The organism is Lysinibacillus sp. F12 (genome assembly GCF_057773605.1).
Genome location: NZ_JBYMLP010000001.1, coordinates 1,028,197 through 1,042,669, shown reverse-complemented (window position 1 = coordinate 1,042,669; position 14,473 = coordinate 1,028,197). Strand labels below are relative to the sequence as shown.

Sequence of the window (14,473 nt, the reverse complement as noted above, 5' to 3'; positions counted from 1 at the left end):
AAAAAGAATGGGAATTGAAAATTCCGACCAAATACAGCAGAGCCTTCTTAGTAGTTTGAGAAGAAAGTGAAAAATAAAAAGTTTTCTAAATATATTGACAGTATAACATAAAACGCATATATTTTTCATATAAACTTTCCTCTTAACGGAAACGTTTTCCACTACACGGAAAAGGAGTGAAGGGAATGCATTATTGCTCATCAATGTATACACCTTTAAAACACGTCATAGTAAAACATCCAAAAGATGCTTTCCGAAGCCAGAAACATCTTAGTGATGAATGGAAAACTTTTAACTACTTATCTGAGCCCAACTTTGAAGAAGCATTAAAGGAATATGCAGAGTTTGTTGAGATTCTTAAAAAGTATGTTGACACAATTGATTATCTACCATTGTCAGACGAGGTGGGGCTAGATTCGCTTTATGCCCATGATCCAGTAAAATTCACGCCAAAGGGTGCCATTTTATTAAAGTCTGGAAAAAAATTAAGACAGCCAGAGGCTTCCATCTACAAAGCATTTTTACAGGACAAGGGTATTTCAATAATTGGAGAACTCACTGGCGATGCAGTAGCAGATGGTGGAGACATTGTTTGGTTAGATGATCGAACACTTGCTGTCGGTAGGGGATATCGAACAAATGATGAAGCCATTCGTCAGCTAAAAGAAATGACAGCTGAAATGGTAGATGAATTTATTGTTGTCCAGCTACCACATGATTTAGGTGAAGCTGAATGCTTACATCTAATGTCTTTCATTAGTATGGTTGATAAAGATTTAGCTGTTGTACATTCCCGTTTAATGCCTGTATTTTTCCGCCAATTGCTAGTGGAAAGAGGTATTCAGTTAGTGGAAGTTCCAAAGGATGAATACGATACACTTGGCTGTAATGTGTTAGCGCTTGCACCACGAGTTTGTGTTATTCCTGAAGGAAACACGGTCACAAAACAGCAACTGATTCAAGCTGGTGCAACAGTTTTTGAATATAAAGGTCATCAAATTTCTGTGTTAGGAACAGGCGGCCCTACATGTCTGACTTGTCCAGTAATAAGAGCATAAAAGGAGAGAAAAGAATATGTTTAAAAATGTTATTGTTAAAAATCCAGGAAATAGTTTTGTAAACGGTTTAACAACTAGTGATTTAGGAAAACCAATTTTAGAAAAATTATATGAACAGCATGAAAAGTATGTAGAGGCTTTAAAAAAATGTGGGGTAGAGGTAACACAATTACCAGTAAATGAGGCATTTCCTGACTCAACATTTGTAGAGGATACGGCTGTTTTAACACCAGAATTTGCTATCATTTCAAATCCAGGGGCTGCTGCTCGTAACCGTGAAATTGAAGATATCGAACCTGCTGTAAAGCAATTCTACGATAAAATTTATTATATAAAAGGATCTGGAACGCTTGATGGAGGAGATGTATTACAGGCTGAAAAGAAATTTTATGTAGGAATTTCAGATCGTACAAATGAAGAAGGGGCTCAACAATTTAAGGAAATCGTTGAACAAGAGGGCTATGAGGCGACGATTATCCCATTAAAAGAATTCTTCCATTTAAAAACTGGTATTGCTTATGTAGGAGACAATCGTATGGTGCTAGCTGGTGAGTTCGTGGATCATCCGGCATTTGAATCCTATGAAAAAATTATCATTCCAAAGGAAGATGAATACTCTGCTAACTGTATCCAAGTCAATGATTATATTATTATTCCAGCTGGATACCCAGAAACAAATCGCAAATTACTTGACCTAGGTTATCAAACGATTGAACTAGAGATGTCCGAATTTAGAAAACATGATGGTGGCTTAAGCTGCCTATCATTACGTTTTTAAGTAGGACTGCTTAACCCAATCAATTTAAAAGAGATAAATTGATTGGGTACTTTGGTTGTTTATATATCAGAATATTCTATAAATTCACAATATATGGGAGGGTTAAATGGATGTTGGATAATGGGGATCAATTTCACAATCAACAACTAAACCGTTCGATGAAAAGTCGTCACTTATTAATGCTTTCTCTAGGGGGAGTTATCGGAACAGGGTTATTTTTAAATGTTGGCTATACCATTAATCAAGCGGGCCCAGGTGGAGCACTAATTGGCTATTTATTCGGTGGGTTAATTTTATTTATGGTCATGAATTGTCTAGGGGAATTAGCTGTTTACATGCCTGTTACCGGTTCCTTTCAAACATATGCTACACGTTTTATTAGCCCCTCAGCTGGATTTTCATTGGGCTGGATGTACTTTGTCGGGTCAGCGGCGACAGCGGGTGTTGAGTTTACAGCTGCTGGAATTTTAATGCAGCATTGGTTTCCAGATATACCTATTTGGATATGGTGTGCTGTATTTATGGTTCTTTTATTTGTCTTAAATGCTTTAACTACAAAGGGATTTGCTGAAGCAGAATTTTGGTTTGCGAGTATTAAAGTAATCGCAGTTATTGCCTTTATCATCATAGGTGGGGCTGCTATTTTTGGCTTGATACCTTTAGCAGATCGTCCAACACCTCATTTGACAAATTTAGCACCGTCTGGCTTATTCCCAGCGGGTATTTCCATTATTTTTGTCACGATGATGAATGTTATTTTTTCTTATCAAGGGTCAGAGCTTGTGGGAATTGCAGCTGGTGAAACCGAAAATCCTGAAAAAAATATACCAAGAGCTATTCGGACAATTCTTTTTAGAATTATAGTTTTTTATATTGCTTCTATTATCGTATTATCAGCCATCTTCCCATCCTCAGAGCTTGGTCTAATGGAGAGTCCATTTGTGACGTTGATGCATATAGCTGGTGTTCCCTATGCAGCAGGTATTATGAATTTTGTTATTTTAACCGCAATCCTATCTGTCGGTAATTCATGTTTGTATGCGTCAACTCGTTTACTGTTCTCTATGTCACATGAGGGAATGGCACCAAAATTATTTGGGCGTCTTACTAAAAATAAAGTACCTCTAAATGCACTAATCTTTACGATGGCTTTCTCACTATTATCATTATTAACAAGTGTGATGGAAGCAGATGCGGTATTTGTTTTATTAATGTCGGTTGCAGGAATATCTGTCACGATTTCATGGATGGGCATTTGTGCTTCTCAATTAATGTTCCGCTATCGTTATATAAAGTCTGGTGGAAATTTGGCAGATTTAAAATTTAAAACACCATTATTTCCGTTAATACCTATATTTTGTATTTTCTTTTGCTTAGTAATTCTGATTTTTTTAGCATTTGATCCAACCCAAAGAATTGGCCTATTGTATGGCATTGGCTTTTTTATTGCCTGTATGATTTTTTATCGATTGAAATTAAAAAAAGCATCTAATGCTACTACAGACACCAAAAATGAAGAGTCATCAGATATTCGTTAAAAACCCTCTAACGAGTTCGATTTAAAGGAGAATTTTTATGGAAAATTACATGTGGAATACCCCAGAAAAACTGCGAGCACTACTATGTGAAATTGTTAGCTGGGATAGTAGAACATTGACTGAGGGGGAAAATGAATTTGCCTATAAATTGAAAAATAAACTGTTAGCGCTTCCATATTTTACTCAGCACCCTGAGTTTATCGAATTGCATGAGGCAGGTCTTGGAAGAAACGCTGTAACTGCTTTATATAAACATCCTACAGCAATCGATACAGTAGTGCTAATAAGTCATTTCGATACAGTGCATACTGAGGAATATGGTGAGTTAGAGCCTCTAGCTTTTTTCCCTGAGGAATTGACTAAAAAGCTAATGGAGCATAAATACAAAAAGGATTTACCAGAAGCCGCTAAAATTGATTTGGAATCAGGTAATTATTTGTTTGGTCGTGGCACAATGGATATGAAAATGGGACTGGCATTACACATGCAGCTAATTGAAAAGGCAAGCTTCGAGCAATGGCCCATTAATTTAATTTTAACTGCGGTCCCAGATGAAGAAGTGAATTCAGCGGGAATGAGAGCCGCGGTTGTAGAGCTTGTAAGAATACGTGAACAGTATGATTTAACGTACCAATTATTTTTAAATAGTGAACCGTCCTTTTCACAAGGACCCGCTGATACAAATGAATATATTTATTCAGGCACTATTGGTAAGATTATGCCTGCTGCTCTATTTTATGGCAAAGAAACACATGTCGGTGAGCCTTTAAAGGGAATGACAGCTAATTTTATTGCTTCTTATATGACACAGCATATGGAGTGGAATCCTCTTTTCCGCGAAACAGATTTAGGAGAGAGCACACCACTTCCGGTATCTTTACAGCTAAAAGACTTGAAAATGGAATACTCTACACAAACACCATATCGTGCTGCTGCTCTTTATAATGTATTTTTATTAAAACGTACAGCAGCAGAAGTAATGGATATATTTGAAAAGGTCGCATTCCAAGCAATGTCGGCTTGTAACGAACAGTATTTGCAAATCTGTAAACGAGAAAAAGTACAAGGTGTGGGGACAGTCAACGTATTACGATATGAAGCTCTCTTAGAACATGCCGTCCGGAAACTGGGGGCTGAAGAAGTCGATTCTATCAAATCTCAAGTTCTTAAGCAAAGTACATGGGATGACCGTGAAAAGTCAATTCGTATCGTTGATCAGCTCATGATACGTTGTCAGGAATTAGCACCAGCCACTGTTCTGTTATATGCACCACCTTATTACCCGGCTATTAATTCATCCAATCATCCACTTGTTGTAAAATCGATTGAATTAATGAAGAAAACAGCGCAAACATTCGACATTGAAGTGCAGCAAATACATTATTTTAACGGGATTTGTGATTTAAGCTATGTGAACTATACAGATGAATCAGATGAATGGTTAGCCTTCGAGCGTAATACACCTGTATGGGGGAATACGTATAATATTCCATTTAAAGAAATGACCGCATTACAAGGACCGGTTTTAAATGTAGGACCATTTGGAAAGGATGCACACCAAAAAACAGAAAGATTACATGTAGATAGTGCCTTTAAAGAAATGCCTATTATGATAGATACTCTTATAAAAAGCTTATTTTAATTAAATACAATAAAAAGTTGATGCTTTTATAGTATCAGCTTTTTTTATTTCTAGTATTGACTTGTCATGTTCATGCTGAAAAAAATCTATATTGGAAGTAAATATAAGGAGATGCTCACATAGGCATGTGTCATGGTAAGATTTTGAGATATGAGGGTAAATAAATAGGCTGTGAACTTGCTGATCGAGCGTTATATTTCATAAAACAAATTGGTGAAAATAAATTTAATTGGAAGAAGACCATTTTCGATGAATCCACAAATACGTCGATTTAAAGTCACAAAACGTTGCTACATAGCCTTTCTTTACCCCCTTAGGTTGCTTAAATTACAACGAAAGTGTTACAATATACTTTAGTCAAAAAGAGCCAAGGGGGCATTTCTATGTCAATTGAGTTAAACAATGAATTCGGCCAAATTGATATTTCAACAGATGTACTTGCACAAATTGCTGGTGGTGCTGCTGTAGAATGCTACGGGATTGTTGGCATGGCATCTAAACATCAAATTCGTGATGGTCTAACTGATATTTTACGTAAAGAAAACTTCACAAAAGGTGTTGTGATTCGACAACAAGACGACGATTTACATATTGATATGTACATTATTGTTAGTTACGGGACAAAAATTTCGGAAGTTGCTTACCAAGTACAGTCGAAAGTGAAATATACAGTAGATAAAACATTGGGTATGAGCGTAAAATCTGTCAATATCTTTGTACAGGGCGTTCGTGTAGCGAATTAAGAGGAGGAACTAAATCGAATGCAGTCTTTAGACGGTATAAAGTTTGCAGAAATGGTACAAATGGGTGCGCATCACCTATACCAAAATGCAAATTATGTAGATTCATTAAATGTTTTCCCAGTACCAGATGGTGACACAGGGACAAATATGAACTTATCGATGACATCTGGAGCAAAGGAAACGGAGCTTTCTGCTTCAGAGCATATCGGTAAAACGGCACAGGCCTTATCAAAAGGTTTATTAATGGGAGCCCGTGGAAATTCTGGTGTAATCCTATCACAATTATTCCGTGGATTTGGAAAATTCATTGAAAAAGAAGCGACAATTGATGCGAAAGGTTTTGCTAGTGCCTTTCAAGCTGGTGTAGATACAGCATATAAAGCCGTTATGAAACCTGTCGAAGGAACAATACTGACAGTTGCTCGAGAAGCGGCAAAAAAAGGTGTGGAAGTGGCAGAAACTGAAACCGATATCATTGCAGTTATGGAAGCTTTTACTGCAGAGGCAAAGGCATCATTAGATCGTACACCTGATTTATTACCTGTTTTAAAAGAGGTAGGGGTTGTCGATAGTGGTGGCCAAGGCTTATTGTTTGTCTATGAAGGATTTTTAGCTTCTTTAAAAGGCGAGCCTCTCCCAGAGAAAAATAATGCGACATTAGATGACCTAATCAATGCCGAGCATCATAGAGCTCAAGACTTTATGAACACTGAAGATATTGAATTTGGCTATTGTACAGAAATAATGGTGCGCTTAGAAGATGGGAAAGAGCCATTTAATGAGGAGCAATTCCGTCAAGAATTAAGTCCTTTAGGAGATTCGTTACTTGTTATTTCTGATGAAGAAATTGCCAAGGTTCATATCCATTCTGAGCAGCCAGGTTCTGTTTTATCAATTGGACAAAAATATGGTAGTCTGATGAAAATAAAAGTCGATAATATGCGTGAGCAACACTCAGCTATCGTTGGTGAAGAGCATAAGGCACCTATGACAACGAAAAAAATAGAGAAACATCCATATGCTATTGTAACAATTGCGATGGGCGAGGGTGTTGCAGGATTATTGCGTTCTATTGGTGCGTCTTATGTCATTGAAGGCGGGCAAACGATGAACCCCTCAACAGAAGATATCGTGAAAGCGGTACAAGAAATTGGTGCAGAAAAAGTTTTAATCCTCCCAAATAATAAAAATATTGTGATGGCTGCAGAGCAAGCTGTAGAGCTGTTAGAAATTGAAGCAGCAGTTGTCCCAACGAAGACAATTCCTCAAGGTATGGCTGCGATTTTAGCATTTAATCCAGAAGCAGCCGTTGACCTAAACAAGAAGTCGATGACTGAAGCATTTGCAAATGTAAAGACTGGTCAAGTAACTTATGCTGTGCGTGATACATCTATTGATGGTGTTGAAATCCATAAAGATGATTTTATGGCGTTAGCAGAAGGGAAAATTGTCCTTTCTACACCAGCTTTAAAAGATGCAGCTGAAAAAGTAATCATCGATTTAGTTGATGAGGATGCAGAAATTGTCACAGTTATTTATGGAGAGGATACAACTGAACAAGATGCTACAGAGCTAGTAGCATTCATTGAGAAGAACTATCCAGACGTAGAAGTTGAATTATTTGATGGAAAACAAGGGTTATATCCATATATTATTTCAGTAGAATAATTACATGCTACTTTGCTATCCCGTAAAGAAAGCAGTGCACAAAATGTGTACTGCTTTTGTTTATGCTACAAAGAAAGTGATGTCTCTGTTTAGTCGGAAACATACGTACTATTCATAGTTGAATGTACGTATCTAGAAGATATAAAAATTGGAAATATTGGAATATCAACGGTTTTTGTTGTATGTGCACAGGGTATGGACAATGTATAACATATCTAGTTTGGCCACAAATTATAGTAGTGGTAATTTTCTGAAAGCTGACAAATTAAATACTTTACTTTTGTAGTAACTATCAAGCATGATATAAGTAAATATAAATATTATTATAGGAATAGAATAGAGGGGTGTTTGTATGAAATTTACTTCGGTTTTTGATATTATTGGACCAGTGATGATTGGGCCTTCCTCCTCTCATACGGCAGGTGCGGCTCGTATCGGACGAGTTGCAAGGGATTTATTTGGTAGACAACCTAAATGGGCGAAAATTCATTTATATGGTTCGTTCGCAGAAACGTATAGAGGGCATGGGACAGATGTTGCCATCGTTGGGGGCTTATTGAACTACGACACATTTGATGATCGTATTAAAACGGCATTTGAAGATGCAGAAAAAGCAGGATTGGAATATGAATTTATTCCAGAAACAGCTAATACTGAGCATCCAAATACGGCACGTCTAGTTATTGGAGACGATGAAGGTGAAATGTCTGTTGTCGGGATTTCTATTGGCGGCGGTAAAATAGAAGTAAGTGAAGTAAATGGCTTTAAATTACGTTTAACAGGTGGCATGCCGGCGATTCTTGTTGTACATGACGATCGTGCTGGCTGCATAGCAAACGTAGCCAATTGCTTAGCGATGCACGAGGTTAATATTGGACATATGGAAGTATCACGTATAGAACGTGGTTTAACAGCTTTAATGGTTATTGAAGTCGATCAAAATATTGAGGAAAAAGTGCTACAGCAGATTTCGTTAATTCCATATATTACAAAAGTATCTAAAATTAATAATTAAGGGGGTGTCCCAGAATGGACGTTTTATTTCATAATGTTCGGGAGCTTGTGGAACGAGCAGAACAGGAAGATAAATTAATATCAGAAATTATGATTGAGCAGGAAATATTGATAACTGGCAGAACAAGAGAAGAAATTATTCAACAAATGGATCGAAACCTAACCGTGATGGAAGAAGCGGTTGAACGTGGATTAAAGGGTGTACAATCCGTTACAGGTTTAACTGGTGGGGACGCCGTGTTACTTCAAAATTACATTGCACAAGGAAAATCACTTTCGGGGGATTTATTATTAGATGCAGTAAGTAAAGCAGTTGCAACCAATGAAGTCAATGCAGCAATGGGAACAATTTGTGCAACGCCGACAGCAGGTTCCGCAGGGGTTGTACCAGGTACTCTTTTTGCGGTGAAAAATAAACTGAATCCAACTCGTGAGCAAATGATTCGTTATTTATTTACATCTGGTGCATTTGGCTTTGTTGTGGCTAATAATGCTTCCATCTCAGGTGCTGAAGGTGGCTGCCAGGCAGAGGTTGGTTCAGCGGCAGGTATGGCAGCGGCAGCTATTGTTGAGATGGCTGGAGGAACACCACAACAATGTTCAGAAGCATTTGCGATTACGTTAAAAAATATGCTGGGCCTTGTTTGTGATCCTGTAGCAGGTTTAGTGGAAGTACCTTGTGTTAAACGTAATGCAATGGGCGCTGCCAATTCTCTTGTAGCCGCAGATATGGCGCTAGCAGGTGTCACAAGCCGAATTCCATGTGATGAAGTAATTGGAGCGATGTATCGCATTGGACAATCTATGAGTCCAAACCTGAAAGAGACAGCACGCGGTGGTTTAGCGGCAACTCCAACAGGTAAGGCTATTAGTAAAGCCATTCTCGAAAATGGTGGATTACAAAGTATTAAAGCTATCCAATAAAAACATGAAAAACATGCTATCCCAACAGGTAGCATGTTTTTATGTTGGTTGATAACGTAATGGAAAGAAAAACCCTCTTACGTACATAGTCGATTTAAGTATAATTAAATTTTAATAAGGGAAATGTATGTATCTTAATTTATAGCAGGGACGTGAATAGAGATGGATTTACGTAATTTGAAAACGTTTCATGTTGTTTCAACTTACCTCAACTTTACAAAAGCGGCTCAAATTTTAAATTATAGCCAGCCTACAATTAGCCAACAAATTAAAGCGTTAGAGGAAGAATTAGGACATATCTTAATTAATCGAATAGGCAAGAAAATGTTTCTTTCTCAAGTAGGAAAAATAGTAAAGGAACATACAAATCAATTATTTGGGATTATAGAGGAAATGGAACAGGATTTAAAGAATTTCGAAAAGCCATTTGGCCATTTGACAATTGCTGCGCCAGAATTTTATTGTGGCTATTATTTATCCCATATTATCGGCTCGTATTTAAAACAATATCCCCAGGTAAACCTAAAACTTCTTTGTGCCAATAGTAAAGAAACTGCGAAACTTGTGAGTTCAAATCAAGCAGATATAGGTTTTGTAGCTGGATACCCGAGTTACGCTGGCGTAGAGGGGATTTTATTGGAGGAAGAGGATTTGGTATTAGTTGGAAATCCTTTTATTATAAAGGATCATACTGTTCAGGAAATATTCGATGATTATCCCTTTATAACCTATGGTATGGATGACTGTATTGTCAGTTGCCTTCAAGAAATTCAGTGTAAGCCCCAAACGATAGTGGAATTTGGAAGCGAGGAAGCGATAAAGAGAGCAGTAATGGAACAAGTGGGTCTAGCCTTGCTGAGTGATCTCATTATACAAAAAGAGGTAAGTAAAGGGAGTCTTCAAGTTCTTTACCGATTCCCTAAAAAGTTACCTACTTATTTAATCTATCCTCAAAATGCTAAAACATTTAGTAATGTAAGTACTTTTATTGATTTAGTTAAAGATACATGGAAAACAATTTAAATGATTTGTATATGAAAAGAATGTTGCAACCTGGTGAAATCGCAGGAATGTAACATTTTTTTATTTGTAATTTTTTTGATGTATCCCGATGAATTTATATGTAAATTTATCAATAGTAACTATTCGAAATAGTAATTTTTTATTTATTTTTTTATCTATTACAATGAATAAGACGGAAATTTCAAAAAAAGGGGATGGCTTTTTATGTTGGAGAGATACGATATGCATTGATAGTGGTAATAAAAATTTGTTTTTAATCAATGATTCAACGAAGGAGGATGGTGGATGAGTAAATTTATAGCTAATAAAGAAATTGAGCAACAAAAAGGAATTAATGTTTATGTGTTAATCTTTTGCCTTATTGTTGTAGCATCTATTTTAACGTATTTTATCCCAGCTGGTTCATTTCAACGGGAAGAAGTTAATGGACGTCAAGTGATTCAACCGGGAACATTTAGTTTTACAGAGATGAACCCCATTGGATTTTTAGATATTTTTAGTAGCGTACATTCTGGCATGATGCAAGGAGCAAGTATTATTTTCTTCGTATTGATTGTAGGAGGTACCTTTGGAATACTTTCAGCCACAGGCGCATTGGAATCCTTTATCGCCATGCTATCTGTAAAAATGGCTAAACGTGAAATGTTAATAATACCAGTATTGATGTTGTTTTTCGCCTGTGCTGGGTCATTAATGGGGATGTCTGATGAAACGATTGTGTACGTAGGAATTCTTGCACCGCTGGCTGTTGCCTTAGGTTTTGATGCAATTACGGGTTTTGCTATTGTTATTTTAGGTGCATCTGTCGGATTTTCGGCAGCTGTTATGAATCCGTTTACAGTAGGAATAGCACAAGAAATTGCGGGCTTGCCTTTATTTTCAGGGATTGCTTTTCGAATTGTCATATTTATTGTCTTATATACAGTAGCAACAATATATGTTTATCGATATGCAAAGAAAGTGAAAAATAATCCTGAAATTGGATTTTATGGAAATTTCAGAAATGATGAGAGTGGTTTTGTACAGGGGAATTCAAAAATGGAAATAAGACATAAGCTTGTTATGGCTACATTTCTTTTGAATTTTATCGTATTGATGTATGGGGTTGTAAAACTAGGGTGGTACATTACTGAAATAGCCGGTTTATTTTTATTGTTTGGTATTTTAATGGGGCTTATTGGCAAACTATCACCTTCACATATTGCTAATTCATTTATGAAGGGTGCAGGAGACTTAGTGGGTGGCGCTCTTATCATTGGGTTAGCTCAGTCTATTTTAGTGATTTTCAATAACTCAGGGTTAATTGATACAATCCTATTTTACACGTCTGCATTGCTTGATTCAGTTCCACCTGCACTAAATGCAGTAGGGATGTTTATCTTCCAGTTACTTTTAAATTTTTTAGTACCATCCGGTAGTGGACAGGCTGCCTTAACAATGCCGATTATGGCGCCTTTATCAGATATGATTGGCGTTACAAGACAAACAGCAGTACTTGCCTATCAATTTGGAGATGGTATGTCGAATATTATATTCCCAACTGTAGGTTTTTTAATGGCGGGATTATCAATAGCGGGTATTCCTTGGGGGAAATGGATAAAATGGATTTTTCCGTTTATGCTTATTCAAATAACAGTAGCTGTTATATCGCTTATTATAGCACAAGTCATACAATACGGACCTTTCTAAAGGAGTTTAACAATGGAAATAATGAATATAAAAAAATTAGCAGAAAAAGCAATAGAGGATCGCCGTCATCTGCACCAATACCCAGAGCTTTCGGGTCAGGAATACGAAACAAGTGAGTTTATTCGCCAAAGACTAGAGGAATTAGATATAGAAATTCTAGATTACGAACCTCCAGGTGTAGTGGCATTTATAAAAGGGACAAATGGATCAAAAACTATTGCATTACGTGCTGATATAGATGCATTACCTATAGTAGAAGAGGGGGATAAACCATATATCTCCAACAAGCAGGGTGTTGCTCATATGTGTGGCCATGACGGTCATACTGCAATTTTATTAGCAGTTGCTGCATGGATAAGCTTGAATAGAGAAAAAATCGAGCCGAATATTAAGCTTATATTTCAATCAGCAGAGGAAATCACCCCAAGTGGTGCTGATTTATTAATTCAAAAAGGTGTGTTGGAAGATGTAGAGGCTATTTTTGGCATTCACTTATGGCAAGGTTTAGAGAAAGGGAAGATGGGACTAACACATGGACCAATGATGGCTTCTATTGATGATTTTGAAATTATAATTCAAGGATATGGTGGTCATGGATCAATGCCACATGAAACAATTGATCCTATTTATATAGCGAGCCATTTAATGCAGGCTTTTCAAAGTATCATAAGTAGAAATGTTAATCCTATTGATGCGGGTGTCATTACAGTAGGTAATATTCAAGCTGGAACCACTTATAATATTATTCCTGATACGGCAAAATTAACCGGAACAATCAGAGCTTTGACACCGAACACTGTAAAAATTATAAAAACGAAAATGGTAAGTTTAACAGAAGGAATTTGTCGAGCATTTGGAGCAGAGGGCAAAATCGATTTTATTTTAGGAACACCTCCGCTCGTCAATGATTCGACACAATCGCGATTTATTGAATCGATTGTACGTGAACAATTTGGAGATACCGCATTTAAGGTAGTCGAACCAGTCATGGGTGGAGAAGACTTTTCTTATTATTTACAACATAAGCCTGGAGCATTTGTTTTTGTAGGTATGGGGGGGGAAAAAAGCCAATATCCACATCATCATCCACGATTTGATTTAGATGAAGATGTTTTTCCTAATGCGATTCAATTATTTATAAATATTATCTTGCAACATAAATAATCAAACTATTTATACGAAAAGGAGTTTTACATCGTGATAAAAAAGGTTGAAGTGTTTGCAGCACGTTTACAATTAAAGGAACCATTCGTTATTTCGTATGTTCATTTAGATGATATGCCTACTATTCTTACCAGAATCGAGACGGATAAGGGGGTAGTTGGCTGGGGCGAAGCTGTGCCTGATCAAAATGTGACTGGTGAAACTTGGGAGAGTACGTATCACGTTATTAAACATGAATTAGCACCACTATTGATTAATGAAGACCCATTTGCAGTAGAGCGTATTCATAAAAAGTTTAATGAAAAAATCGATGGAGTTCCTTCAGCAAAAGCAGCATTGGACATTGCGCTCTATGATTTGATGGGGAAAATAACTGGACAACCAGTTTATCAATTAATTGGTGGAAAAGCACATAAGGAATTACAGGTGCCAAGAGTGATTAGTATTAAGAGTCCTGAGGAAATGGCTAAAGATGCAAGTGAATTTGTAGCATCGGGTTTCCGTAATATTAAAATTAAGGTTGGTACAAATGCTGAATTAGATATTGCTCGTATTCGTGCGGTAAGAGAAGCAATAGGTGATGAGGTGCAACTCCGGGTAGATGCCAATCAAGGTTGGAATAGGATGGAGACACTAAAAGTAATAAGGGAAACAACAGCTTGTCATGTAGACTGGTACGAGCAACCTGTAAAAGCACATGATTTAAGAGCATTAAAAGAAATTAGAGCCCTTTCACCTTGTAGTATTATGGTGGATGAAGGTGTTCATAATATTTATGATTTAGTCGATGTCATAGAAATGCGCGCTGCGGATATGCTAAATATAAAATTGATGAAATCAGGTGGAATCTATCCAGCTCTAGCTCTTGCAAGTCTGGCAGAGGCTGCAGAGATGCCTTGTCAAGTAGGCTCTATGGTAGAATCAGCAATCGCAACAATGGCTGGGGCACACCTAGCGATCAGTAAGTCGATTATCCATACCAACGAGATGGTTGGGCCTTTAATGTTTGTAAAAGACGTGGCAAATGTTACATACGATAAAGACATCCTGCAGTTAAGCCATAAAGCTGGATTGGGAATAGAAGTTGATGAGCAATATGTGAAAGAAATTACATGTTTCTCCTGTGAAATTAAATAATCAAAATCTAACCCTATCAATCAATGGTAGGGTTTTTGCTTATATGTAGGGTTAGGGAAATAATTTATGGTACATTAAGATAGAGAGGCTATAAC

12 protein-coding genes are annotated in these 14,473 nt (G+C 37.0%); all 12 read left to right on the top strand.

Going from position 1 to position 14,473, the window contains the following annotated elements; genetic code table 11:
* Positions 1-185: 185 nt before the first annotated feature.
* The 12 genes from AC3CH7_RS05305 to AC3CH7_RS05250 all read left to right on the top strand — a co-directional run bounded on the left by AC3CH7_RS05305 (position 186) and on the right by AC3CH7_RS05250 (position 14,378).
* Positions 186-1,058 carry a dimethylarginine dimethylaminohydrolase family protein gene (locus AC3CH7_RS05305; RefSeq protein ID WP_031418967.1) on the top strand — a complete coding sequence of 291 codons (873 nt, stop codon included), beginning with the start codon at positions 186-188 and terminating at the stop codon, positions 1,056-1,058.
* A gap of 16 nt (positions 1,059-1,074) precedes the next feature.
* Positions 1,075-1,836 (top strand): dimethylarginine dimethylaminohydrolase family protein, encoded by a 762-nt coding sequence (locus AC3CH7_RS05300; RefSeq protein ID WP_031418968.1) that lies wholly within the window; start codon positions 1,075-1,077, stop codon positions 1,834-1,836.
* 110 nt (positions 1,837-1,946) lie between these two features.
* Positions 1,947-3,374 carry an amino acid permease gene (locus AC3CH7_RS05295; protein WP_012293219.1) on the top strand — a complete coding sequence of 476 codons (1,428 nt, stop codon included), beginning with the start codon at positions 1,947-1,949 and terminating at the stop codon, positions 3,372-3,374.
* Between the two features lie 37 nt (positions 3,375-3,411).
* Entirely contained in the window at positions 3,412-5,016 is a 1,605-nt protein-coding gene (locus tag AC3CH7_RS05290; RefSeq protein ID WP_012293220.1) for a M20/M25/M40 family metallo-hydrolase, read from the top strand.
* 383 nt (positions 5,017-5,399) lie between these two features.
* Positions 5,400-5,759: an Asp23/Gls24 family envelope stress response protein gene (locus AC3CH7_RS05285; protein ID WP_012293221.1), complete on the top strand. Its 360-nt coding sequence runs from the start codon at positions 5,400-5,402 to the stop codon at positions 5,757-5,759.
* An 18-nt stretch (positions 5,760-5,777) separates the two neighbouring features.
* Positions 5,778-7,427 carry a DAK2 domain-containing protein gene (locus AC3CH7_RS05280; protein WP_012293222.1) on the top strand — a complete coding sequence of 550 codons (1,650 nt, stop codon included), beginning with the start codon at positions 5,778-5,780 and terminating at the stop codon, positions 7,425-7,427.
* Positions 7,428-7,779: 352 nt separating this feature from the next.
* On the top strand, positions 7,780-8,442 hold the full coding sequence (sdaAB, locus tag AC3CH7_RS05275) for an L-serine ammonia-lyase, iron-sulfur-dependent subunit beta (protein ID WP_031418969.1): 663 nt from the start codon (positions 7,780-7,782) through the stop codon (positions 8,440-8,442).
* A 14-nt stretch (positions 8,443-8,456) separates the two neighbouring features.
* The gene (gene sdaAA / locus AC3CH7_RS05270) at positions 8,457-9,365 is read left to right on the top strand and encodes an L-serine ammonia-lyase, iron-sulfur-dependent, subunit alpha (RefSeq protein WP_012293225.1); all 909 of its coding nucleotides are present in this window, start codon (positions 8,457-8,459) and stop codon (positions 9,363-9,365) included.
* Between the two features lie 162 nt (positions 9,366-9,527).
* A complete protein-coding gene (locus tag AC3CH7_RS05265) occupies positions 9,528-10,388 on the top strand; it encodes a LysR family transcriptional regulator (protein ID WP_012293226.1) in 861 nt (286 codons plus the stop codon).
* A gap of 285 nt (positions 10,389-10,673) precedes the next feature.
* On the top strand, positions 10,674-12,077 hold the full coding sequence (locus tag AC3CH7_RS05260) for a YfcC family protein (protein WP_488381602.1): 1,404 nt from the start codon (positions 10,674-10,676) through the stop codon (positions 12,075-12,077).
* A 12-nt stretch (positions 12,078-12,089) separates the two neighbouring features.
* The gene (locus tag AC3CH7_RS05255; protein WP_031418971.1) at positions 12,090-13,241 is read left to right on the top strand and encodes a M20 metallopeptidase family protein; all 1,152 of its coding nucleotides are present in this window, start codon (positions 12,090-12,092) and stop codon (positions 13,239-13,241) included.
* A gap of 33 nt (positions 13,242-13,274) precedes the next feature.
* Positions 13,275-14,378, top strand: coding sequence for a mandelate racemase/muconate lactonizing enzyme family protein (locus tag AC3CH7_RS05250; protein ID WP_080718239.1), 1,104 nt, complete (start codon positions 13,275-13,277; stop codon positions 14,376-14,378).
* The last annotated feature ends 95 nt before the right edge of the window (positions 14,379-14,473 follow it).